The 21,177-nt window shown below is 69.2% G+C and carries 23 protein-coding genes and 3 pseudogenes; 10 read left to right on the plus strand and 16 right to left on the minus strand.

All coding sequences use genetic code 11. The annotated features are described in order from the left end of the window. The first annotated feature begins 183 nt into the window (after positions 1 to 183). Positions 184 to 1,101 carry a beta-propeller fold lactonase family protein gene (locus P2Q00_RS39900; protein WP_275779343.1) on the plus strand — a complete coding sequence of 306 codons (918 nt, stop codon included), beginning with the start codon at positions 184 to 186 and terminating at the stop codon, positions 1,099 to 1,101. A gap of 304 nt (positions 1,102 to 1,405) precedes the next feature. On the opposite strand, the gene P2Q00_RS39905 is transcribed toward P2Q00_RS39900, so the two are convergent. The 5 genes from P2Q00_RS39905 to P2Q00_RS39925 all read right to left on the minus strand — a co-directional run bounded on the left by P2Q00_RS39905 (position 1,406) and on the right by P2Q00_RS39925 (position 4,230). Then, positions 1,406 to 2,062: a class I SAM-dependent methyltransferase gene (locus P2Q00_RS39905; RefSeq protein ID WP_275779345.1), complete on the minus strand. Its 657-nt coding sequence runs from the start codon at positions 2,060 to 2,062 to the stop codon at positions 1,406 to 1,408. A gap of 80 nt (positions 2,063 to 2,142) precedes the next feature. Further along, a complete protein-coding gene (locus tag P2Q00_RS39910) occupies positions 2,143 to 2,643 on the minus strand; it encodes a hypothetical protein (RefSeq protein ID WP_275779346.1) in 501 nt (166 codons plus the stop codon). Between the two features lie 171 nt (positions 2,644 to 2,814). Beyond that, a complete protein-coding gene (locus tag P2Q00_RS39915; RefSeq protein ID WP_275779347.1) occupies positions 2,815 to 3,117 on the minus strand; it encodes a hypothetical protein in 303 nt (100 codons plus the stop codon). A 188-nt stretch (positions 3,118 to 3,305) separates the two neighbouring features. Next, positions 3,306 to 3,518 carry a hypothetical protein gene (locus tag P2Q00_RS39920; RefSeq protein WP_275779349.1) on the minus strand — a complete coding sequence of 71 codons (213 nt, stop codon included), beginning with the start codon at positions 3,516 to 3,518 and terminating at the stop codon, positions 3,306 to 3,308. Positions 3,519 to 3,696: 178 nt separating this feature from the next. Then, positions 3,697 to 4,230 (minus strand): hypothetical protein, encoded by a 534-nt coding sequence (locus tag P2Q00_RS39925; RefSeq protein ID WP_275779350.1) that lies wholly within the window; start codon positions 4,228 to 4,230, stop codon positions 3,697 to 3,699. A gap of 300 nt (positions 4,231 to 4,530) precedes the next feature. On the opposite strand from P2Q00_RS39925, the gene P2Q00_RS39930 reads away from it, so the two are divergent. The 3 genes from P2Q00_RS39930 to P2Q00_RS39940 all read left to right on the plus strand — a co-directional run bounded on the left by P2Q00_RS39930 (position 4,531) and on the right by P2Q00_RS39940 (position 7,947). Next, positions 4,531 to 6,003: a helix-turn-helix transcriptional regulator gene (locus tag P2Q00_RS39930; RefSeq protein WP_275779351.1), complete on the plus strand. Its 1,473-nt coding sequence runs from the start codon at positions 4,531 to 4,533 to the stop codon at positions 6,001 to 6,003. 14 nt (positions 6,004 to 6,017) lie between these two features. Further along, on the plus strand, positions 6,018 to 6,641 hold the full coding sequence (locus tag P2Q00_RS39935; protein ID WP_275779353.1) for a 2'-5' RNA ligase family protein: 624 nt from the start codon (positions 6,018 to 6,020) through the stop codon (positions 6,639 to 6,641). Positions 6,642 to 7,005: 364 nt separating this feature from the next. Beyond that, complete coding sequence (locus P2Q00_RS39940) at positions 7,006 to 7,947, plus strand: flagellin family protein (protein WP_275779355.1); 942 nt, start codon at positions 7,006 to 7,008, stop codon at positions 7,945 to 7,947. A 181-nt stretch (positions 7,948 to 8,128) separates the two neighbouring features. Here the strand turns inward: P2Q00_RS39940 and P2Q00_RS39945 are convergent, their stop codons facing one another. Beyond that, positions 8,129 to 8,512 carry a hypothetical protein gene (locus P2Q00_RS39945; protein WP_275779357.1) on the minus strand — a complete coding sequence of 128 codons (384 nt, stop codon included), beginning with the start codon at positions 8,510 to 8,512 and terminating at the stop codon, positions 8,129 to 8,131. A gap of 33 nt (positions 8,513 to 8,545) precedes the next feature. Next, a pseudogene (locus P2Q00_RS39950) lies at positions 8,546 to 9,070 on the minus strand (DNA alkylation repair protein); the annotation flags it as partial. 49 nt (positions 9,071 to 9,119) lie between these two features. On the opposite strand from P2Q00_RS39950, the gene P2Q00_RS39955 reads away from it, so the two are divergent. Continuing rightward, positions 9,120 to 9,893 carry a TVP38/TMEM64 family protein gene (locus P2Q00_RS39955; RefSeq protein WP_275779359.1) on the plus strand — a complete coding sequence of 258 codons (774 nt, stop codon included), beginning with the start codon at positions 9,120 to 9,122 and terminating at the stop codon, positions 9,891 to 9,893. A gap of 28 nt (positions 9,894 to 9,921) precedes the next feature. On the opposite strand, the gene P2Q00_RS39960 is transcribed toward P2Q00_RS39955, so the two are convergent. Then, entirely contained in the window at positions 9,922 to 11,091 is a 1,170-nt protein-coding gene (locus tag P2Q00_RS39960; protein ID WP_275779361.1) for a thiolase family protein, read from the minus strand. A 107-nt stretch (positions 11,092 to 11,198) separates the two neighbouring features. Between P2Q00_RS39960 and P2Q00_RS39965 the strand changes: the two genes are divergently transcribed. Beyond that, positions 11,199 to 11,669: a winged helix-turn-helix transcriptional regulator gene (locus P2Q00_RS39965; RefSeq protein ID WP_275779363.1), complete on the plus strand. Its 471-nt coding sequence runs from the start codon at positions 11,199 to 11,201 to the stop codon at positions 11,667 to 11,669. Positions 11,670 to 11,690: 21 nt separating this feature from the next. On the opposite strand, the gene P2Q00_RS39970 is transcribed toward P2Q00_RS39965, so the two are convergent. From P2Q00_RS39970 to P2Q00_RS39985, 4 genes are all read right to left on the minus strand, one after another. Beyond that, on the minus strand, positions 11,691 to 11,966 hold the full coding sequence (locus tag P2Q00_RS39970) for a YciI family protein (RefSeq protein ID WP_275779364.1): 276 nt from the start codon (positions 11,964 to 11,966) through the stop codon (positions 11,691 to 11,693). A 71-nt stretch (positions 11,967 to 12,037) separates the two neighbouring features. Next, positions 12,038 to 12,757 (minus strand): cupin domain-containing protein, encoded by a 720-nt coding sequence (locus P2Q00_RS39975; RefSeq protein ID WP_275779366.1) that lies wholly within the window; start codon positions 12,755 to 12,757, stop codon positions 12,038 to 12,040. Beyond that, entirely contained in the window at positions 12,751 to 13,677 is a 927-nt protein-coding gene (locus P2Q00_RS39980; RefSeq protein ID WP_275779367.1) for a DUF6807 domain-containing protein, read from the minus strand. Before P2Q00_RS39980 ends, P2Q00_RS39975 begins: the two co-directional genes overlap by 7 nt. Next, positions 13,674 to 14,849 carry a Gfo/Idh/MocA family protein gene (locus P2Q00_RS39985; RefSeq protein ID WP_275779368.1) on the minus strand — a complete coding sequence of 392 codons (1,176 nt, stop codon included), beginning with the start codon at positions 14,847 to 14,849 and terminating at the stop codon, positions 13,674 to 13,676. The genes P2Q00_RS39980 and P2Q00_RS39985 overlap by 4 nt, the downstream gene beginning before the upstream one ends. 314 nt (positions 14,850 to 15,163) lie before the next feature. Between P2Q00_RS39985 and P2Q00_RS39990 the strand changes: the two genes are divergently transcribed. Further along, positions 15,164 to 16,039: an undecaprenyl-diphosphate phosphatase gene (locus P2Q00_RS39990; RefSeq protein ID WP_275779369.1), complete on the plus strand. Its 876-nt coding sequence runs from the start codon at positions 15,164 to 15,166 to the stop codon at positions 16,037 to 16,039. A gap of 340 nt (positions 16,040 to 16,379) precedes the next feature. Here the strand turns inward: P2Q00_RS39990 and P2Q00_RS39995 are convergent. The 3 genes and pseudogenes from P2Q00_RS39995 to P2Q00_RS40005 form a co-directional block, all read right to left on the minus strand. Further along, positions 16,380 to 17,024, minus strand: a pseudogene (locus tag P2Q00_RS39995) (transposase); the annotation flags it as partial. Next, positions 17,025 to 17,183 (minus strand): annotated as a pseudogene (locus P2Q00_RS40000) (metallophosphoesterase family protein); the annotation flags it as partial. A 163-nt stretch (positions 17,184 to 17,346) separates the two neighbouring features. Beyond that, on the minus strand, positions 17,347 to 17,583 hold the full coding sequence (locus P2Q00_RS40005; protein ID WP_275779370.1) for a hypothetical protein: 237 nt from the start codon (positions 17,581 to 17,583) through the stop codon (positions 17,347 to 17,349). A 94-nt stretch (positions 17,584 to 17,677) separates the two neighbouring features. Here P2Q00_RS40005 and P2Q00_RS40010 point away from each other — a divergent pair, with 94 nt between their 5' ends. The 3 genes from P2Q00_RS40010 (at position 17,678) to P2Q00_RS40020 (ending at position 19,180) form a co-directional block, all read left to right on the plus strand. Beyond that, positions 17,678 to 17,947: a type II toxin-antitoxin system Phd/YefM family antitoxin gene (locus P2Q00_RS40010; protein WP_275779371.1), complete on the plus strand. Its 270-nt coding sequence runs from the start codon at positions 17,678 to 17,680 to the stop codon at positions 17,945 to 17,947. Next, positions 17,937 to 18,410: a type II toxin-antitoxin system VapC family toxin gene (locus P2Q00_RS40015; RefSeq protein ID WP_275779372.1), complete on the plus strand. Its 474-nt coding sequence runs from the start codon at positions 17,937 to 17,939 to the stop codon at positions 18,408 to 18,410. The genes P2Q00_RS40010 and P2Q00_RS40015 overlap by 11 nt, the downstream gene beginning before the upstream one ends. A gap of 386 nt (positions 18,411 to 18,796) precedes the next feature. Beyond that, the gene (locus tag P2Q00_RS40020; protein ID WP_275779374.1) at positions 18,797 to 19,180 is read left to right on the plus strand and encodes a hypothetical protein; all 384 of its coding nucleotides are present in this window, start codon (positions 18,797 to 18,799) and stop codon (positions 19,178 to 19,180) included. 236 nt (positions 19,181 to 19,416) lie between these two features. Here P2Q00_RS40020 and P2Q00_RS40025 read toward each other — a convergent pair whose 3' ends face one another. Then, a complete protein-coding gene (locus P2Q00_RS40025; RefSeq protein ID WP_275779585.1) occupies positions 19,417 to 21,066 on the minus strand; it encodes an IS1182 family transposase in 1,650 nt (549 codons plus the stop codon). Positions 21,067 to 21,177 lie beyond the last annotated feature (111 nt).

The raw sequence follows: 21,177 nt of genomic DNA on the forward strand, positions 1-21,177 counted from the left end.
GGGGCAGGTTCGTCAGCCACACGGCCGAACAGGCATGGCGGTGCCCAGGAGCGCCAAGAAGGATGGCGCTGACAGCCGATAGAAGAATTCACGGTCCGAAGCGTCGTGGCCGTGCCCGTCGTCAGCCGTGGCACGTAGAAGCTGCTGCCAGGTCCAGGAGATGCGACGCAGGGGGTGAAGCAGGTGGTCCCATCCGTCCCACGTGCCTACGTAGTCAACCGCGATTCAAAGACTGTCTCGGTCATCGACACCATCGGCAACACCGTGATCGCCACGATCCCCGTAGGCGACTTCCCGACCGGGGTGGCTGTGGACTCGGCCCGGGCCTGGGCCTACGTGGCCAATCAAGATTCGGACACTGTGTCGGTGATCGACACCAACACCAACACCGTGACCACCACCATCCCCATCGGCGTCGGCAGTGTCCCATCCGGGGTGGCTGTGGACTCGCCCCGGGCCCGGGCCTACGTGGCCAATCAAGGCGTGGGCGGCACTGTGACGGTGATCGACACCACCACCAACACCGTGACGGCCACCATCCACGTCGGCGTCAGCAAGCTGTCATTCGGGGTGGCTGTGGACTCGGCCGGGGACCGGGCCTACGTGGCCAGTCATGGCACCAGCGGCACTGTGTCAGTGATCGACACCAACACCAACACCGTGACCGCCACCATCCCCGTCGGCACGACCGCGGCCTGCCTGGACGTGGACCCGACCCGCGCCCACCTCTACGTGACCGGGACCGACGGCACCTCCGACGTCGTGTCGGTGATCGACGCCAACACCAACGCGGTGATCGACACCATCCCCATCAGCTCCCCCTCGTTCGGGTTGGCCGTGGATCCGATCCGTGCCCGAGCCTACGTGGCCGCCATGACCTCGAACGTCGTGTTGGTGATCGACACCAACACCAACGCGGTGATCGCCACCATCCCCGTCGGCTCCTTCGTGTTCGGGGCGGCCGTGGACCTGACCTGGGCCCGGGCCTTCGTGATCAACGCCGCCGACGGCACCCTGTCAGTGATCGACACCAACACCAACGCCGTAACCGCCACTGTCGCCGGCCTCGGCGACTTCCCGTATGCGGTGGCGCTCGGGTGATGAGCCGCCCAAGGGCGCAGACGGATGTCTCCCAGGTGCAGCGCCATCACGACCACGATCGCCACAGGACTGGTGGACAAGCACCCGAAGTACGGAGGAGACGGGCTCGGCGCTGGGCCCCTCGGTATCGACGACGAGGGCCGCGCCAACATCGAGTTCGACCAGGTCCCAACCGAGGTGATCGTCCGCGCCAGCCAGGATCGCCACCGCGCTCGGCACGCGCGTGTCCGTCTTCGTCGACTGAGCATGCAGAAGGCCCCGCCCATCCGCCACGGGGGAAGCAGACGAGCGGGGCCGGTCAGGGTCAGGACGCACGGGCACGCACGATCAGCGTGCCAATGTGCCCAGCCTTGGGTGCGTCGATGATGCGGGCCTCGGCGGTCGCGAACCCCGCCCGGGTCAGCAGGCGTTCCCAGACGGCGGGCCGGTAGCTGTAGCGGTAGGTGAACATGGCCTTCCCCGCGAACCCGCCCTTGTACATGCCCTGAGGACCGTATGCGCCGGGGATCGCCGGCGGCTGTGAGAACACGAACACGCCGCCCTGATTGAGCCGGGCCCGCACCAAGGGGAAGAGGCGCCCTGGGTCGGTGAACCAGGCAGCGCCGAAGACCGAGTACACCGCGTCGTACCGGTTCTCGTCGGCGGCCAGCCAGTCCAGGACCTCGCCACATTCGAAGGTGGCGCCGGTGTCCGCCCAGCGTTCGTTGATCTTCTTCACCATGACCGGGGAGAGGTCGACGCCGTGCGCTTCGATCCCCTGCTCGGCCAGATATGCCAGGGCCCGGCCGGTTCCGCAGCCGATCTCCAGGACGCGGCGGGGGCCGCCCAGCAGCTCGGGGCCCGGGCCGTGCCCGGTGTACTGGGTCCAGCAGAACACCGGCTCGGCGTCGTCCTTGAAGGCGGACTCGGCGAAGGTGTCCCACAGTTCGGTCTCGGCGGCGATGTCGTGCGCTACGGGCACAGCGTGTTCCTCTGCGTGATGTCGGGATGCGGAGCCCCCGCCCTCCGGGGGATTGCGAGGGCGGGGGCGACTGTAGTGGCTCAGTGGCTGTCGGGGACTTTGTTGTCGCACGGCGAGCAGTCGGTGCCGTCGATGGCCCAGAGTTCCTCGTCGATGTCGAAGCCGATCGACTTCAGGAAGTCGGCGGTGCGCAGGCACAGGCCGTCGCGACGACGCTCGATGAACGGGGCGTGGTGCTTGTAGGCGCCGCCGTTGTACAGGCGGCAGATGCCCCACCACACGGGCGTGTCGAGGATCAGCTGGTGGACTCCGACGTCGACGAGCTTGCCGACGCCCAGGTGGACTTCCGGGTGCTCGATGCAGCCGACGGTGTACATGACCGCGTTGCCCAGGATCCGTTCGGCCATGTCGCGGACCATCGTGTGGTCGCGCAGGAGCAGGGCTACCTCACGGTCCCACAGACTGAGGCCGGCGTCGAAGACGTTCACGGTCAGCTCCGTGATGTGCGGGCTGACCGCATTGAGTAGTTCTTCCGGGTCCCTCGTGCCTGTGCTGGCGGGCTGTTCCAGGATGACGGTCATTGACGTTCCCTTCAGGGTTGTCGTGCCGTGCTTGGTGGAGGACCCGCCCCAGGCGCTCGACCTGTCCAGGGTTGGGGACCTGGAGCGGGAGTCTTGCTGCCCCCCTCCCGGCCGGGGCTTCCGTTCTCCGACCGGGATTGGCGTGCTGGGTGCGGCCCTGGAGCCGCAGACCTACATCAGCCGGGCGATGGCCTGTGGCAGGAACAGGGAGCGAGCCCGGTGTTCCGCCCACGAGTCAGCTGTGTCGGGGCGCTTTGCGTACGTGGGGCACTGATCACAGTCGCGTGTATGCGGTTCTGGCACATCGTCGGGGTGCTTCTCTGCGATGTGCTTGGCGAGGGCGACCTGTTCGGAAAAGCAGCCCCCGTCGGCGCTCACCTTCGCGGAGAAGCGGCGCAGCAGCTTCGTGCACTCGCCGCACCCGAACATGAAAGGCGGCGGCACTGGCAACTGCTGGTCATCTGCGGAGTCCATGAGATTCCTCTTCGTGGACCCGCCCCGCCGGCGTCTTCCGGGACACCGACAGGACGGGCGTCGTGGAGTGCGGCCCTGACCCAGAGCAGCCGCCTTGGGGGTGCGTCAGTGCGGGGTCCGCGCCAGCACCAGGGCGAGGACCGGGGCAGTCACGGCCCCCACGTACAGCAGGAGACCGGCGACCGCGCTCATGAATCGAGGGCTTGCTTGAGCAGGAACCAGGCCATGATCTGCAAGAGCTCGCGGCCCTGCTTGGTGGGCTGCCGGGCGGCGTGCTCGCGGTGCGCCCATACTTCCCAGGCAGGCCCCGAGTTGCCGGCCTCGTACCCGACCACGACCGCGTCGTCCGGGTCGGTGATTGACTCATCGCAGGCCCGGCACCTGCGCGCGGCGGTGGTCACGATGCACGCCCGTTCAACCGGTGGCAGTAGCAGCCGCAGCGGCCTTGCAGGAGGATGCCGCCCCCGTGGGGCAGTGGGATGTCCTTCTCGTGGCAGTTGCCGTGCAGGTCCTTATAGCCGGGCCGCTCGGCGAGCTTGCACTCGGCGGACAGAGGCGGCGCCTCAGTTGCGGGCGCGGTCACGCTTCGTCCCCGCCGGTGAGGACGTGGCCGAGGAGCACGAGTTCGAGGACGTCGGCGGCCTGGCACAGGCGACCCGGCCGGGCCATCGGGACCGACCAGTACGCAGCCAGCGGCGCGCGCTCGTCCACCTCGATGCGGTCGGTGCGCGGCACGCCCAGGTAAGTGCCGTCGCCCAGGCACTCCGTGTCCCGTGCCCTCCACGCCTGGGCGGTGCCGGGCGGCACGAGTACGTAGTAGCGGCGGAATCCGGGATCGCGGATGACCGGGCCGCTCAGATGCCGAGCGAGCCAACTGCCAGTGGTGGACGGCTCGTCACTCTGTGCGGCTGCGTGGACGACGTCCTCGGGAATGCGTACGGCGTCGAAGGTGCGCCCCAGCGGGAGCACCGCGAGCTTCGCCGCGCTGCTCCACTCGCCGCGCGCTGCTCTCGGTGACGGATGGGCTAGGGCCAGCCACTGTGCAGCCAGCTCCGCGTCGAAGGGGTGGGGCGATGATGTCCGGGTCTCCCCTGGGGCTGTAGCGTTCGTCATGTCGACCTGCTCTCTCAGGTTGGCCGCGCCCCGGGGCCGTCGCGAGCGGTTGCCGGGGACTTTCGTAACCGTGGCCGGTGGGGTGGTTGCTCGCCCCCCTACCGTTCCAACACCGGCCTTCGGCGTCACGGGCGGCCGTGACCAACTTTCCTGGACAGCTCAGATCTCCGTGACCAGGAACAATCACCGTTTGTGGACAGCTAGTTGGGCTGCACGCGCGTCCAATTACGGTCTGCCGTAACACGACTGAGCGACGTCACGGCTACGGTGAGTCCACGACGCCGCGCAGGGAGCTTGCCAATGAACGCCCCCATCAAGCCCGGTTCCAAGCAGGAACGGGATGCCCTCCGCCACGACATGACGGCCGCCGGATGCACACTCGCCGACATCGCCATCGAGATGCGCGCCCGGTTCCGCATGCGCCCGCGCGAGGCCTGGCGGCACGCCCACGGCTGGACCCTCCAAGAGACTGCCGACCACATCACGCACGTCAGCAACCAGCGTTCCGGCGAGTCCGTCGCGGCGGACGCCTCCCTGGTGGGCAAGTGGGAGAAATGGCCGGGCCTGTCCTCACGTCGCCCCAGTCTTGCCGTGCTGTTCGCGACGGCCGCCGCCTTCTCCTGCCAGGTCGAAGACCTCTTGGACCTCGACGACCGGCGCGCGCTCCCCGAGGGGGACCTGCGCGCCATCAGCAATCGGTCACTGGAAACCGACCCGGCAGCGATTCACGCCCTGCCCGTGCCGACTCCGGAGCCCACCGGGGCCGAGCTGGTGCGCCTGGCCGCAGACGAGTCTGCGACGTGGGCGCAATGGGCGGAGGCATCCAACGTGGGTGACATCGCCCTGGAACAGCTCATGGCCGAGATCAGGGCGCTCGCATCGGACTACCTCACCTCGGACCCCGTCACCCTGTTCACACGGACACGAATGCTGCGCGACCGCGTCTTCGCACTCCTGGAAGGCCACCAGTACCCACGCCAGTCCACCGATCTGTACGTCGCGGCGGGCTTCCTGTGCGGGCTGCTTGCGTGGATGTCCTCCGACCTCGGCCAGCTCCGGGACGCCGACACCCAGGGCCGCACGGCATGGCTGTGCGCCGAGCTCGCCGGGCACAACGACCTGCGTGCCTGGGTCCTGTCGACCCGTTCCAAGGTTGCGTTCTGGGACCGCCGCCTCAAAGACGCCATCAACTACGCCCGGCGCGGGGCCTCTTATCGCACCACCGGCACAGTCGGTGTTCTCCTTGCCTGCCAGGAAGCCGATGCGTGGTCCGGACTCGGAGCCAACGAAGAAGCCCTCGTGGCGCTTAGCCGTGCGCGGGAAGCACGCGCCACCATGAGCGGCGAAGACGACATCGGCGGCATCTTCGCCTGCCAGCCTGCCCGGCAGGAGAACTACGCCGCAGCCGTCCAGCTGCGCGTCGGGCGCCCCGTCGATGCCCTCCGCTCAGCAGAAAACGCCCTCACACTCCTGACCGCGCAGCCAGTCAGGGCGTACGGCACCAAAGCGCAGATCCACATCAGCCAGGCCTCCGCCCATCTCGCCACCGGCGAAGCAGAAGGCGCCCTCGAAGCCCTCACCCCTGTCCTCTCACTGCCGCCGGACCACCGCCTGGCGCCCGTAACCCGCCGCCTCAACGAGCTCGCTGCCGACAAGGGCCGCCCCGACGACAGCGGAGCGACTGCCGTCGGTCTGCGTGCCGCCATCGAAGCGTTCTGCGTAGATTCCGTTCCGCGGCACCTCGCCCTCTCGCCAGGACAAGGCACTGCCTGATTTGATCTCGGGCTATGACGACGCAAACCGACACCATGCGGAACCACTGGTGGTGGCGGCCCGGCTGGAGTGTGGGCCGTCGCTTCTACACCTGGCACCTCACCTTCGAAGGCCAGAGCGATGTGCACCGTCTCGCCGACGAATATCGGTCTGCCATCGCGCCTCTCGGCGGCGTGCTCACCCCGATCCCCGACCGGTGGCTTCACCTGACCATGCAGGGCATCGGCTTCGTCGGAGAGGCCAACGAGCAGGACGTCCACGCCGTCGTGAACGCGGCCCGCACCCGCCTGGCCGCCGTCCCGGCCTTCGACCTCCAGATCGGCCCGGAGGTCCTGGACCCCGAGGCCGTGCTGCTTCACGTCCATCCCGATGACCCGGTCCGCGCAGTACGAGACGCCATCCGGGCGGCCATCGGCGAAGTACTCGGCGAGGTCCCGGAGAAGGCGGAAGGCTTCACCCCGCACGTCTCGGTCGCTTACAGCGCAGGGGACGGCCCCGCCGCCCCGATCACAGAAGTTCTCGACGGGCTCAGTCTCACGCCAGCGCGAGCGCGCATCTCCAGTGCGGAGCTCATCGTGCTGCACCGCGACAATCTGATGTACGAGTGGGAGACGCTCGCCACGGTGCCGCTCGGGTGACCCAGCCGGAGGGCTAAAAGCACAAAGAGATCCCCGCTGCCCGCACGAGGCGGACGGCGGGGGGTGTGGTAGTTCAGCGGGTAAGTAGCAGACCGATCACGCTGACGAGGAGAGCGCCGACCGTGGTCAGCACCCCGATCACCGGCAGCAGGAGGCGCCGGCCTTCCAGCCCATCGACCTTTGCCCGCAGCGGCCCAAGACGTGGCGTTGAAGGCGTCGACAGCGTTGCCGTGGCGCAGATAGCCTCCGCGCTGTGCGGCGAGTCCTTTTCGTGTCATTGTTCGTCGTTCTCGGCACGGCTGCCTGTGGCGCGAAACCGCCCGCCGCCTCGGAACGAAACTCACAGCCATCAGCAGCACCTGGCGTGGTCGGCTATCTCTACACCGAACCCACTGAGGTGACCTTCCTCCAGTGGCCTACGGATCACATCGGTGAAGCAGAGGGCACCATCGATTCAGCTGCGGCTTCCGGCAGCCCGCCAAACGAAACCGTGGCGGCTGACACCGGCTCTTTCTCCGTGCGGATCGACGGCCATTCTGTGACTCTCCAGCTCGGCGGACACACCGACTACGGGAGGCTGTCCGGCGAGAGCCTGACGCTGAACGTGCGCCAGAGCGACGGCAGCATCCGCCCGGTCACCTACCATCGAGCATCGTCGGCCGACTACAACAACGCGCTGGCGACGCTAAGGAAGACGGCCGCGGCCGCCAACGGCCGCGCGCAGCAAGACCAGCAGATCAAACAGGAGATCCAGGCCCTTGGGGACGACTACGCAACGGTCGGGAAGTACAAGGGCTCGCTCAAAGACGACGTGTCCACGCTGGCGTCCGACGTGTCCACGGCCGACGACGACCTCAAGACAACCCACGACGACGAGAAGGCGGTCATGGCCGAGTCGTCCACGAGCGACGCGTCAGAGGTGTGTGTCGACGCTGACGGTGTCGCCGTGGACGCCGACGGTGTGAGTGTCGATGCAGACGGTGCGAGCACCGACCTGGGCACCCTCACCGATGATCTGTCGGTGCTGCGGAAGACGGTCTCAAGCCTCCGGTCCAGCCTTCAGGCCGTCCAGAAGGACGTGCCGACGTACACAGGGAGCGACGGGCAACCGACACCCGCTGACGTCGATAAGGCGATCACCGGGGCCCATTCCTTCATCGCGGACCTGGTCACGCAGACCAACGGCGTCATCGACACGATTAACGCCTATGTCACGGACGCATATGGCTACGCAGCCGCCGCGAGCAAAGCCGGCAGCTGCGGATCCGCGTCCGCCGCGCCCGCCCCGATCGAACAGGTCAAGTGAGAGGATCCCCCCTGACGCTCGCGGATCCTCTGCGGGTCTGATGCCGCGTCGGCGGGCCCGCTCGCAGAACTGACCAGACTTCATCGCCAGGCTGTACGCGGCTTGCCGGGTATCAACGAGTCCGCGGCTGTCGCGTCCCCGTGGTCTGTTCACGTCTCAAGTGCGCCCAGTGGCCTTCGATTTACCTCACCGCGCCTGTGAAGATCGCCGCCTCGGACTCGAAGTCAGGTGCGACCTCGATCTGCACATGGGACTCGTTCTTCGGCAGTGCGCAGCCCCACGGGGCGGTCACAGTGCGGTCGGCCAAGAGCCTCGTCGACGGTGCCCCGTCCAGCCCGTCATCGAAGATCGATTCCCCTTCTTTGCCGTCGTCGCCGTACGAGCAGTTGACGGTGAGCCCGGTCACGTCGACGATCTTGTCCGAGCCGTTGACGACGCGGACGGTGAATTTCAGGTAGGGCGTGTTCTCCGGGGCCGCGTAGTCGCTGGAGATGTCGCGGGAGAACTTCTCCAGACTGATTGCCCAGCCTCGGCAAGGAGCGCAGAAACGCCACCAGGTCGCCACTCACGGGGTCATCATCTCCGGGTCGCACAGGGGGCGCGCCTTGTAGCGCAGCTGGTGGAGCAGGGCGGTGCGGGCGATCCACAGGTCGTCGTCCGCGATCCAGGCGTCCAGGTCCGCCGTCAGCTTCGGGTCGGCCGCGACCAGCGCACCCACGACATGGGCGGCGAGCGCATCGACGGTGTCCCACCAGGAGACGGTGGCGACGAGGTGCCGGGCCACCGGCAGGAAGCCGGAGGAGCACACGCGCGCGTGGCGGCGCAGATAGTCGACGGCGAAGTAGTGGTACTCCCGTTCGGGCAACTGCCAGCAGCGCAGGGCGATCGCCGTGCAGTCGACCTCGGCGGGGCGGGGCAGACCCTCGACGACGGTGCGGGACAGCGTCCGGCGCACGGGGGTGGTGAGACCCAGGAAAGGGGCCACGTCCTTCATGTACGCCCGCATCGACTCGGCCCGCCCGGGGTCGGCCGCGGCGGCGTATGTGGTGGTGAGCCGCTCCATCACGGTGTCGGCGAGTGTGCTGAACGGCACATCCACGACGGCCTCACCTGTGACGCTCATGGGACGAACCATACGGCGATCACACACATATGTCGGTTAGTGTCACCGGATGCTCGATGCCACCACCCGCTCTGGGGGCACCGCCACGGCCTCTCCCCGGGCCGCCGCCACGGAGCTCGCCATCGCCGTACCCGTACCGGCACCACCGGGCCCCGGCGCGCGCTTCGCGCGCGTGCTGTTCTCGCCGTGGTCACGGCTGTCCCTGCTCGTCGTCCTGCTCGCGGCTGCCGCAAGCGCCGTGCTGCTCTTCCAGCCGCAGCGGCTGCTGGCGCACGGCTGGCCGCCGCAGCTCGGCGGGGCCGCGGCGGCCGTCGTGTTCGCGGCGGCGTACGGCCTGTGCAGCGTGGCGTTCGTGCCGCGGCCGCTGCTGAACCTGGCGGCGGGCGCGCTCTTCGGCTCCCAGCTCGGCACCGGGACGGCCCTGGTGGGCACGGTGCTCGGCGCCGGGATCGCCTTCGGACTGGGCCGGGTGCTCGGGCAGGACGCGCTGCGCCCGCTGGTGCGGGGCCGGCTGCTGAAGGCGGTGGACGGGCAGTTCAGCCGGCACGGGTTCCGTTCCATGATGGCGGTCCGGCTGTTCCCGGGCGTGCCCTTCTGGGCCGCGAACTACTGCGCCGCCGTCTCCCGCATGGGCTGGCTGCCCTTCCTGCTCGCGACGGCGCTCGGCTCGATCCCGAACACCGCCGCGTACGCCGTCGCCGGCGCCCGCGCCTCCGCGCCGACGTCCCCCGCCTTCCTGATCGCCATGGCCTGTATCGCCCTGCCGGCGCTGGCGGCCGCAGTGGTGGGCTGGCGCAAGCGGCACCACCTGCGCGGGCAGTGACGGCCGGCTACACGCTTTCCGGAACCGGCTACACGCTCTCCAGGATCATCGCGTTGGCCAGTCCGCCCGCCTCGCACATCGTCTGCAGGGCGTAGCGGGCGCCACGCGCGGGCATGGCGTGCACGAGGGTGGTCGTCAGGCGGGTGCCGCTGGCCCCGAGCGGGTGGCCGATTGCGATCGCGCCGCCGTGCACATTGACCTTGGCCAGGTCGGCGCCGGTCTCCTGCTGCCAGGCCAGGACCACGCTGGAGAAGGCCTCGTTGACCTCGAACAGGTCGATGTCGTCGAGGGCCAGGTGCGCCCTGCGCAGTACCTTCTCGGTCGCCGGTATGACGCCGGTGAGCATCAGGAGCGGGTCGGAGCCGGTGACGGCGAAGCTGTGCAGCCGGGCGATCGGGCGCAGCCCCAGGCGGGCCGCGGTCTCGCTGGAGGTGATGAGCACGGCGGAGGCGCCGTCGTTGATGGGGCTCGCGTTGCCCGCGGTGACGTTCCACTCGATCTGCGGGAAGCGCTCGGCGAAGGCCGGGTCGTGGTAGGCGGGCCTGAGCCCGGCGAGGATCTCGGGGGTGCTTCCCGGCCGTACGCACTCGTCGCGCGTGACGCCCTCCAGAGGTGCCACCTCGGCATCGAAGAGACCCTGCCGCCAGGCCGCGGCAGCCTTCTGGTGCGAGGAGACGGCGAAGGCGTCCATCTGGTCGCGCGTGATCGACCACTTGGCGGCGATCAGTTCGGCGCTGATGCCCTGCGGTACCAGGCCCTCCGGGTAGCGCTCGGCCACGCCAGGGCCGAAGGGGTCCTTGCCGGGCGGCACGTTCGACCACATCGGCACGCGGCTCATCGACTCGACACCACAGGCGACGACGAGGTCGTAGGCGCCCGAGATGACGCCCTGCGCGGCGAAGTGCACGGCCTGCTGGGAGGAGCCGCACTGGCGGTCCACGGTGGTCGCCGGCACCGAGTCCGGGAAGCCCGCCGACAGGACGGCGTAGCGGGTGGTGTTCATGGCCTGCTCGCCGACCTGGTCGACGGTGCCGCCGATGACGTCGTCGATCAGCGCCGGGTCGACGCCCGAGCGGTCGACGAGGGTGCGCAGGGTGTGGGCGAGGAGCTCGACGGGGTGGACGTGAGAGAGGGAACCGCCCGGCTTGCCCTTGCCTATGGGCGTGCGTACGGCTTCGACGATGACTGCGTCACGCATGTGCGGGCCTCCACGACGAATTGGCGGGGACTACTGGTGAGTAGGAAATCCAAACTCACCATAGCTCGCTGGGTTGGAAAATCAAACCCTCCCCTAAACTGGGCGTCATGGCCGCCACCAAAGACCCACGCCCCTGTTCCATCGCCGATGCCCTGGCGCTCGTGGGCGAGAAGTACTCGCTGCTCGTCCTGCGGGAGGTGTGTCTGGGCAACGGCCGTTTCGACCAGCTGGTGCGCAACATCGGTGCCCCGCGCGACATCCTGGCCACCCGTCTGCGCCGCCTCGTGGACGCCGGGATCCTGACGAAGCGCGTCTACAGCGAGCGGCCGCAACGCTTCGAATACTGGCCCACCCAGGCGGGGCTTGAGCTGGAACCGGTCCTGATGACCCTCAAGGAGTGGGGGGACCGCCATCTCCGCAAGGGGGTCGACCTCCCCATGGTGGTCAAGCACATCTGCGGCAACGAACTGGTCCCGGTCGTCACCTGCCGGGCCTGCGGCGAGGAGGTGCGCCACGAGGACCTCACGGCCCACCCGCAGGCGGAGGGGTGGACGGTGGCGGGACCCTCGGCGGCGTAGGCCCCGCGGGCGAGGTGCGGCTCAGGACGGGACGAGGGCTTCGTTCCACTCCTGGATGTGCCAGGACTTCACCACTCCGTACAGCACGAACGGGTCACCGGCGACAAAGTCCTCGGCCGCCGCGCGGGTGGTGAAGACGGCCATCGACCCCTCTTCCTGGGGGTTCGAGAAGGGGCCGATCATCAGCAGCTCGCCGCGCTCGACGTACTCCTTGTAGCGGGCCGAGTGCGCGGCGAAGTGGGCAGGCGCCTTCGTGGCCAGATCGTCGGCCGACTCGTAGAACACGACGTACTTCATCGGGCCTCCCGGTGCGCTGGGCCCAGCCGATGTCTCCAGGCTACCCGCCGTCGTGATCAGGGCACCCCCGGTCAGGGCGCCCGGTAGACGTCCAGCCTGCCGCACATCCCGAACTTCCCGTACGCCGACGGCAGTTCGGCCCGCACGGCGGCATCGGCGAGATGACTGACGTCGCCCTTTTCGAGGCGGCCGAGCTGCTCCCCCGTGGCAGCCGCGGCCGCCTCCGCACCCCGGTGCCAGCGCTCGCGCCACTCGGCGAGCCGGGGTCGTACCAGTGCCGCTGCGGCGCGGTGGAAGGTGGTCAGGGCCTCGGGGCCGTCCGCGTCGCGCAGTGCGCGGTAGCCCTCCAGGGCGAGATCCCGGCGGGTGCGGGCGAACCGCTCCTGCTCCTCCTGCGGCACGTCCATGGGGATCCTGGTCGCGGCCGCGTACGTCTCCGGGTCGGTCAGGTACCGCGGCGGCAGCGTGAGGACCGCGTCGCCCGCCTCCGGCAGGCCGCTGTTCTGCATCAGCACCGTGATGCGCAGGTCGTCCTCGTTGACGAGGCGGTGGATGGTGCCCGGCGTGAACCAGGCGACCGTGCCGGGTACGAGGGGCGTGACCTCGTACCCGGACGTCGTGAGGGTCTGCACCGCACCCCGGCCGCCGGTGACGACGTACGCCTCCGAACAGGTCAGGTGCATATGGGGAGTTCCGCCGCAGACTCCGTCGGCGGCCGGCCAGTCGTAGACGGACAGGTGCGAGACGGCGACACCGCCCGGCAGTCCCGTGAACTCCCCTGTGCTCACCATGGATGCGCCTCCAGGTACTTCGCGATCTCCTCCCGCTCCCACGACCCGTCGGCCACCACGATCCGGTAGCGGCGGGTGAGGGTGTCGCCGGGGGCGAGTTCCAGTTCGTCGTAGAACGCCCAGGAGGGGGCGACGGCGGCGAACGGTTCGTTGCGTACGAACCAGTGGGCGGGGTGGGTGCCCCGCTCGCCCAGGTGGTCGTTCTCGGGGGCGTGCGCGAAGACCAGGGTCGCGTGGCCGTCGGTGCGGTCGTGTTCGCCGGAGAAGGCGAGCCAGGGCGACTGTTCGCCCATCAGGCCGGGGCCCTCGGCGTCGGGGCCGATGATCCGGCCGTCGCGGAAGGCGCGCGGGCCGCGCCAGAACAGACCTGTGTAGCCGGCCATTTCGCGTCCCGCGGTGGTCGGGCTGCCGAAGCGCAGCGGATCGTCGCGGCGGTTGGTGACGGCACTGGTCCAGGTCAGCGCCCAGGAGCCGGACTCCGCGTCGATGTCGTGGATCTCGATACGGCGCTCCTCGTCGGCCCACAGCTCCCCGCTGTACGGGTGCCAGGTCAGCCGTTCGGCGATCACCGCGCGGTCGTCGTGCTCGGCGACCTCGTCGAAGGCGATGTGCGCCATCGAGCCGACGCGCTCCGGGAGTTCGAGGTAGCCCTCGCCGTGGACGTAGGAGTTGCCGCCCCAGAGGTTGGCGCCCGACAGGTGCGAGGCCGTGAGCTGCAGGCCCTTGTGCCAGCGGTGGTCGTTGGGCCGGTAGTCGGTGACGACGTTGCCCGCGAGGGTGCGCAGGGGGTGGATGTACGGCTTCGGGGACTCCCAGGCCGCCTCGGGCGCGTAGACGTAGCTGAGCAGCTCGACGCCGGTGGCCGGTTCGGTGATCGTGATGCGGTCGCCGTGGGCATGGACGACGCGCAGGCCGGTCATGCGGACACCTCCGCCGCAGCGGGTGCCCAGCCGGGGGCTCCCCCGTGCATCGCCGTGTGGAAGGGGTCGCCGGGGCCGATCTCGCCGGCCTTCACCGTGGTGTCCGTGAACGCCGCCTTGTAGATCGCGGCGATCAGCTCCAGGCTGGTGCGCCCGTCGGCGCCGCTGCTGCGCGGGCGCTCCCCCGCGCGCATGCTCGCCACGAGCTCCCGAAGCTGTTCCAGGTGCGAGCTGGGCACGTCCGCGCCGAAGTCCTGCCAGGCGGCGGCCTCGTCGCCGGTCACGTCGGGGGCCGGGGTGATGCGCCAGTTGGCGTTGCTGTGGCCGTAGAGGTGGGTGAGTTCGACGGTGGCGCGCTCGCAGTCGATGCGGATGCGGCTGACCTCGTCGGGGCTCAGGACGCTGTTGACGACCGTGGCCATGGCGCCGTTCTCGAAGCGCACGAGGGCGGTGGAGACGTCCTCGGTCTCCACATCGTGGACCAGGCGCCCGGCCATGGCGCGCACCTCGCTCCACGGGCCGAGCAGATCCAGCAGAAGGTCCATCTGGTGGATGCCGTGGCCCATGGCGGGGCCGCCGCCCTCGGTCGCCCAGCGGCCGCGCCAGGGCACGGCGTAGTAGGCGGTGTCCCGGTACCAGGTGGTCTGGCAGTGCGCGACCAGCGGCCGGCCCATGGCCTGCTCGGCGAGGAGCCGCCGTACATGCCGGGAACCGGAGCCGAAGCGGTGCTGGAAGACGATCGACGCGTACGGGCCGCCGTCCTTGCCCTCCTCGGCCTCCACCGCGTCGTAGTCGGCGAGCGTCGGCACCGGCGGCTTCTCGCACCACACCCACGCCCCGGCGCGCAGGGCGGCGATGGTCTGCTCGCGGTGCAGCGTCGGCGGGGTGCAGATGGTGACCAGGTCGGGCCGCTGCTCGCGGAGCATCCGGTCCAGATCGGTGTACGGGTGCGGAACCCCGCCCGCCCGGCAGAACTCCTCGACCGCGGTGGCATCGATGTCGACGGCGGCGACGACCTCCGTCTCGCCCTCCTCGGCAAGCCTGGCCAGCGCGGGCAGGTGCGAGCCGCGCCCGATGGCGCCGGTGCCGATGACGGCGGCCCGGATGCGCCGGCCGGCGAGCGGGGCGGTGGGGGGCCGGGACGTCCCGGGGCGGGTCTCGGGCGTGGACATGGACCTGATCAGCACTCCTCCGGGAACGACGAGCGGACGAGGAGGAACACGGGCCTCGAACCGCGGCGTCTGCCGGCCGCGGTCAGCAAGCGCTTTCCCCTCCGCTGAAACGTAAGCTCCGCCCCCGCGCAAGGTCAACCATCGGATTGCCATCCGGACGGCCGGGGTGCGGGCCGGCCGCGAAACCCCTGCGCGGGGCCTGTCACCCCGGGGCGTTACGCTGCCTTGTGATCACCGCGCCCGGCGCGGTGTACCCGGCGCGCGGTGTGCCCTGCGCCCCTTTCCCGCGATCAGCACTTGGACTCCGTAACTTCATGTCTTGGTTTGAATCCCTCGTCCTCGGACTCGTCCAGGGGCTGACCGAGTTCCTTCCCGTCTCCTCCAGCGCGCACCTGCGGTTGACGGCCGCCTTCTCGGGCTGGAAGGACCCCGGCGCCGCCTTCACGGCGATCACTCAGATCGGTACGGAGGCCGCCGTGCTGATCTACTTCCGCAAGGACATCGGGCGGATCATCTCGGCCTGGGCGCGCTCGCTGGCGAACAAGGAGATGCGCCGGGATCACGACGCGCAGATGGGCTGGCTGGTGATCGTCGGCTCGATACCGATCGGCGTGCTCGGGCTGCTGTTCAAGGACCAGATCGAGGGGCCGTTCCGTGATCTGCGGATCACCGCGACGATGCTGATCGTCATCGGTGTGGTGATCGGCATCGCAGACCGGCTCGCGGCGCGCGACGAGACGGGCGGCCGGCACCGGGCGCCCAAGCAGCGCAAGACGCTGGAGAACCTGGGCGTGAAGGACGGCCTCGTCTACGGCCTGTGCCAGTCGGCGGCCCTCATCCCCGGCGTCTCCCGCTCCGGCGCCACCATCAGCGGCGGCCTGTTCATGGGCTACAAGCGCGAGGCCGCGGCCCGCTACTCCTTCCTCCTCGCCATCCCCGCGGTGCTGGCCTCCGGTCTGTTCGAGGTCAAGGACGCGATGGAGAGCGACCATGTCTCCTGGGGGCCGACGCTGTTCGCGACGGTGATCGCTTTCGCGTCCGGGTACGCCGTCATCGCGTGGTTCATGAAGTTCATTTCGACGAAGAGCTTCATGCCGTTCGTCTGGTACCGCATCGCGCTGGGCGTCGTCATCATCGCCCTGGTCAGCGCGGGAGTACTGAGCCCGCACGCGGCGGAGTCCGCGGGCTGACCGGCCGCGCATGTAGCACCATCTAGCATTTCCTAGCGCCTGACTGCATCACCACGCCATGATCATCTCCCACTCGTCTCCCACTGGTCTCCCACCTGGGAGGCGGGACGCACACGCCCTGGGGGGAGTGCGTCCGCAAAGCAAGGGATGACACGGAAGGGCCCGCACGGCTTGCTGTGCGGGCCCTTCCGTGCAGCGGGGGGAGCGGGTCAGCTGAGGTTCATGTCCGGCCTAGCTACTTGCCCTGATGTCACCGACACCCTGAAGAAGTGTTTGGGCTGGTGACAAGGGGGCGACTGCGGCACGGCGCTGTGCCGCTGGCTTGTCGGGGGTGTGCCCCTCACCGGCTGAGGACGGTCGCCCGCTGAAGGCTGTAGGCGAAGATCCCCAGTCCCGCCCAGGTCTGGGCGCCGGCCAGGCGGCGCAGGCGGGTGCGACGGAAGCCGAAGCTGCGCTTGAGGTGACTGGTACGGGCCTCGACACCGACTCTCCGGTTGCGCATGCGCCGGAATCGGCGGCTCTGTTCGTACTCACGCCGTGCCTTTCCCGGCTTCCCGGCGCGTTGCAGGCCGATCCGCTGGACACCGAGTTCGGCCAGGGCCAGATCGTTGGCCGCGGTGCCGAAGCCGCGGTCAGCGACGACCGTGCCCGGCGGGCGGCCGGTCAGTGACACGGCGCGCTGCACCGAGGGAACCAGTTGCGGCGCATCGGCCGGGTTTCCGCGCTGGACCTGGTGGTCGACGATGAAGCCGCGTTCGTCCTCGGCCACGAGCGCGGTGTAACCGAACTGGGTAGGGTGCTGGGGCTTGCCCTTGCGGATCGGCCGGGCGTCAGGGTCGGCCAACGAGATCAGCCGGTCAGGGATGGTGCGGATGCCCGCCAGTCGCAAGGCGGTCTGCTCCAGCAGCCGGCGGGTGCCCGCCGACGTCTCGGCCAGCTCGCCCACCAGGTGCGCGAGCCGTCCCGACGGCCGCTTGCCCAGCGCGGTGTCGAGCCCGCTGAGGACTTCTCGCCAGCGGTCGAGGCGTGAGTCGGCCAGGACGACCTCTTCATCGTCCCGAGGGGTGGCGTGACAGAACAGCACATTCCCCAGGCCGTGTACTGGCAGAGAGCGTGATTGCGGCAGCCGGCCGAGAAGGTCGATGGCACGGGCATCGCATTAGCCGCGCCATGCGCTCGTAGACGCGGTGCCCGGTCGGCTCCTTCAACGGCTCGGCCAGGCGCAGGTACACCGCGAGCGCGTCGGCCGGGCGCGTCTCGCGCGAGAGGCCGACGAGCTACTCCCACTGTCGGTCGGCGGCCTCCCGTCAGGCGGCATCCAGGTCGCCCTCGTCGAGCAACACATCGATCAGCACGGGCCCCCGGCCAGCATCCTCCCGCAGGGCTTCGAGCGCCCCCTCCCGCCCGGTCTCCCAGCAGTCCACAGCCTGGGCGGCGGCGCGCAGCTGCTGATAGGCAGCAGGGGGGCGCTCGGCCCGCAACCGTTCCCGGCGAACCGAGACCGTCTCAGCCGCACGGCCCGCTCGCGTGTAGCGAGCGCGCACATAACGCGCTCCTAGCCCCCAGCTCCTCGGCGATACACAGAACCGCAGTGCCACATGGTGGCACCCGATAGCACAAGAAGGCTACCTTGGACGTATGACCGCCCAGCCTGAGATCACCCAACGCGACCTGCGCACCAAATCCAAAGAGATCATGGACGCCATCCAGAGCGGCCAGTCCTTCACCGTCACCCGCGACGGACACCGCATCGGCGAGCTGATCCCCCTGCGCCGGCGTCGGCGTTTCGTTCCGCGCGGCGAGTTCGCCGCCATGTCCCGCACCGCCCCCGACATCTCCCTCGACGCCTTCCGCGCCAACCAGGACGCCTCCGCCGAACAGGAGATGGACGACCCCTATGCCCGGTGAGCACCCGCCCGTCGAGCACCAGCAGGGTCTCCTCGACACCAACATCATGATCCTGCGCAAGTGGATCAATCCAGAGGAGCTGCCCGCCGAGATGGCCATCACCGCCATCACCCTCGCAGAACTCTCCGCAGGACCTCATCAGGTGCGCAGCAATGTCGAACAGGACGACTACGACGAACACGCCGAACGCGCCCGCCGCACCGACATCCTCCAGCGCGCGGAGAACGAGTTCGACCCCATCCCCTTCGACGCCGAAGCCGCCCGCATCTACGGCCGCGCCTGCGCCGCCGTCATCAGCGCAGGCCGTACGCCCCGGCGCCGCATCGCCGACCTGATGATCGCCTCGATCGCCATCGCCGAAGATCTCCCCCTGTTCACCACCAACCCCGACGACTTCAAGGGCCTGGCCGACCTCCTCACCGTCGTCCCCGTCACCCGACCGAACGTGCTCCACAACCGGTAGAAGCAGACGGGACGGGATGGCAGGCGCCTCGTTTGCGCCAGGCGAGGTGGCCGCCCGCTCGGGCCGGGCGGCCGGACAAGCGGTCCAGGAGGCCGGCAGCTGTTGACTGAACTGAAGGACCAGCCACCGGTGTTGACCGGCCGACCCCGGGCCAAGGAGGAGCGGCTGGCCCGCTTGTGCTTCGTCGTCTCCCACTTCGAAGAGGTTCACCGCGCCGGGCTACGTCCGGGCAATCCGATGCTGCAGCCCGTGCCAGGCGGCGGCCTGGAGGACCTGCTCGCCCAGGTCCCGGCCTATGTGCCCGCAGACATCGCGCAGCAGGTCCAACTGGCGGGCGCAGAAAAGGCTTTGGGCTGGCTTGCAGAGCTACCGGAGGGGCAACGCGTGTGCGCTCCGGAATTCCGCGGAAGTACCGATGCCGACGTGCAGACGCCGATTTCATCGCCGCAGGCCAGCTCATCGACTGCAAGGCAACCATCCATCCCGAGCACATCGGGGCGCCAGCGATCCACCAGCTGGCCGGATACCTGCTCCTCAGCTACGAAGACCATTACCACCTGGACAGCGTCAGCCTGTACCTGGCCCGGCAAGGGCAGCTGATCGGCTGGACCAGCCAGGAATTTCTCGACCTGCTGGGCGCCCGCCAGCCACTGGATCAGCTGCGGGCGGACTGCCGCGCGGCGCTGGCCCCTCCCCCGCCCCCGGAGCCGACCCAGATACCCCGCCAGGTAACCAGCACACAGGAAAGTCTTTTCGACGCCGACTCGTAACGGTCTGGGCCACAGGGCGGCATGAGCTGGCCCCGGTTTCGTGGGGGTGTAGCTCTCCTGTAGGGAGCTTCGACCTGCATGGTTGCTGAATGGGGTCTGTTGCTCGATCGTCGTGGTGTCGGGTGACGGAATCCGGGGGTGGAGCCGATGGTGTCGTGGCATGAGGAGATCGAGCGGCGGGAGGCTGCTGCTCGGTCATGTCCCGCTGGGGACACCGTTGGCGAATTCGGCGGTGTCTATGCGGGGCGCAGGCGGCTGAAGCGGGAGGTACGGGTGCTGGCAAATGGCGTCCCGGTCAGCCAGGCGTCGGTTCGGATGAGGTTGAGGGCGGCGGCGGTGAGCACGTGTTGAAGGCGGGTCTTGGTCAAGCCGATGTAGCGGCTTCTGCGCAGGCCGCAGCGGCGTAGTCCTTGGGCGATGGTGCCTTCGACGCCGGCGCGGGTGGCGTAGTGCCGTCGCCACTGGTCGGTTTCCTGCAGCTGGCGCCTGGCACGGATCGCGTCGTGTTCCTCGCGTGGGGCCAGGGCGAGTTTGCGTGGCTCGGTCTTCGAGCGGGTGCATTTCGACCGCACGGGGCAGGCGGCGCAGTCGTGACGGTCGAAGAACACGTTGGACTGCCAGTAGCCGGGCCGCTGTTGCCGGTGGGGCTTCCAGCGGACGCTGCGGTGGCCTTGGGGACACACAGCGGTGCGGGTGTCCCAGTCGATAAGAAAGCCGTCGATGGCGAATCCTTCGCCGGCCTTGCCCTGCCAGGTTATGTCGTGGCGGATCGGGCCGGTCAGTTCGACGCCGTGGCTGCCGGCACTGGTGGCCAGCAGCTTGGCATTGACATAGCCCCGGTCCACGAAGTGCTCACCGGCCAGCAGCCCGCTCTGCTCGAGAGCACCGTGGATGGTCTCGGTCACCTCGACATCGGTGACGGTGGCCTCGGTCGTGACGACATGCGTGATCAGGTGCGGGGAATGCGCGTCGCAGGTCTCGGTCAGGTGGACCTTGTAGCCGCTCCACTCGGTGGCGTTCTTGATGCAGTAGCGCGCCTCGCCGTCGTAGGGGGACTCGATGCGGTCGCGGGAGGGCGGCATGTCCTTCGGGTCACGCATCCGCACCCGGTCCTGCGCGATGAAGAACTCCTGGATCCAGCACAGGCGAAGCGCCTCAACGGCCGGAATCTGCGGCAGCCATGACGGGGCATGCGGATCGTTGATCGCGGTCAGCAGCCGTATGCAGTCCTCGCCGGTGTGCTCCATGTACTGCCTGCGCGGGCCCTCACCGCGCGGCAGCCGGTAGTCCTCAATGCGCCGCTGGTAGCGGTCGAACCAGTCGGCCGGCACCGTTCGCTGCAGCCAGTCGCCGGCCGCGGCGGCCAGCGCGTTCAGGGCGGCGCGCAGGTGTTCCGCGGTGTTCTCCAGCCGGTTCAGCCGGCGCACCGTGGCCAGGACATGCGTGGAATCGGTGCGCTGGCCGCCGGGCCGCACCAGCAGGCCGGCCTCCTGCAATCGGTCCAGAACCAGGTCCAGCAGACGCCGCGGTGCCCGGTCGGCCACCAGACGGTCCCGGAACTCACTCAGTACGGAATGGTCGAACCCGGGATCGGTTAAATCCAGCCCCAAAAGAAACTTCCAGTCGATGCGCCCGCGCAGGGCAGCGGCCGCCTGGCGGTCCGACAGGCCCTCCACGAACTGCAACACCGACACGATCGCCAACTGATGTGGCGGCCAGGCGGGTTGACCACGCTGCGGGAACAGGTCCACGAAGTCCTGGTCGGCAAACAGCGGCCCGAGCGCCTCCCGGATCCGCATGCACAGACAGCCCTTGGGGAAGGCCAGCCGGGCCACCTCGGCGGTCTGGGCCGGAACCTCGCCCGGCAGACGTGGACGCAGCGACACCTCGATCACCTCACGCTCGCGCCCCCACGTCCCTCCGGTCATCATCCCGCCACCGCAAGGTCATTTGGCGACCACCGCCGAATTCGCCAACGGTGTCCTTCATGGGACGCC

The sequence above is a fragment of the Streptomyces coacervatus genome (assembly GCF_029223485.1).
GTDB classification, from domain to species: Bacteria; Actinomycetota; Actinomycetes; order Streptomycetales; family Streptomycetaceae; genus Streptomyces; species Streptomyces coacervatus.

What these genes read in the sequence shown, in the direction of transcription:
- P2Q00_RS40015 (WP_275779372.1), top strand. Translation starts at nt 17,937, where the DNA reads ATGCCCGGTGAGCACCCGCCCGTCGAGCACCAGCAGGGTCTCCTCGAC.
- P2Q00_RS39975 (WP_275779366.1), bottom strand. Translation starts at nt 12,757, where the DNA reads ATGGTGAGCACAGGGGAGTTCACGGGACTGCCGGGCGGTGTCGCCGTC.
- P2Q00_RS39925 (WP_275779350.1), bottom strand. Translation starts at nt 4,230, where the DNA reads ATGACGAACGCTACAGCCCCAGGGGAGACCCGGACATCATCGCCCCAC.
- P2Q00_RS39970 (WP_275779364.1), bottom strand. Translation starts at nt 11,966, where the DNA reads ATGAAGTACGTCGTGTTCTACGAGTCGGCCGACGATCTGGCCACGAAG.
- P2Q00_RS39965 (WP_275779363.1), top strand. Translation starts at nt 11,199, where the DNA reads ATGGCCGCCACCAAAGACCCACGCCCCTGTTCCATCGCCGATGCCCTG.
- P2Q00_RS39980 (WP_275779367.1), bottom strand. Translation starts at nt 13,677, where the DNA reads ATGACCGGCCTGCGCGTCGTCCATGCCCACGGCGACCGCATCACGATC.
- P2Q00_RS39935 (WP_275779353.1), top strand. Translation starts at nt 6,018, where the DNA reads ATGACGACGCAAACCGACACCATGCGGAACCACTGGTGGTGGCGGCCC.
- P2Q00_RS39985 (WP_275779368.1), bottom strand. Translation starts at nt 14,849, where the DNA reads ATGTCCACGCCCGAGACCCGCCCCGGGACGTCCCGGCCCCCCACCGCC.
- P2Q00_RS39930 (WP_275779351.1), top strand. Translation starts at nt 4,531, where the DNA reads ATGAACGCCCCCATCAAGCCCGGTTCCAAGCAGGAACGGGATGCCCTC.
- P2Q00_RS39990 (WP_275779369.1), top strand. Translation starts at nt 15,164, where the DNA reads ATGTCTTGGTTTGAATCCCTCGTCCTCGGACTCGTCCAGGGGCTGACC.
- P2Q00_RS39955 (WP_275779359.1), top strand. Translation starts at nt 9,120, where the DNA reads ATGCTCGATGCCACCACCCGCTCTGGGGGCACCGCCACGGCCTCTCCC.
- P2Q00_RS39910 (WP_275779346.1), bottom strand. Translation starts at nt 2,643, where the DNA reads ATGACCGTCATCCTGGAACAGCCCGCCAGCACAGGCACGAGGGACCCG.
- P2Q00_RS40010 (WP_275779371.1), top strand. Translation starts at nt 17,678, where the DNA reads ATGACCGCCCAGCCTGAGATCACCCAACGCGACCTGCGCACCAAATCC.
- P2Q00_RS39960 (WP_275779361.1), bottom strand. Translation starts at nt 11,091, where the DNA reads ATGCGTGACGCAGTCATCGTCGAAGCCGTACGCACGCCCATAGGCAAG.
- P2Q00_RS39915 (WP_275779347.1), bottom strand. Translation starts at nt 3,117, where the DNA reads ATGGACTCCGCAGATGACCAGCAGTTGCCAGTGCCGCCGCCTTTCATG.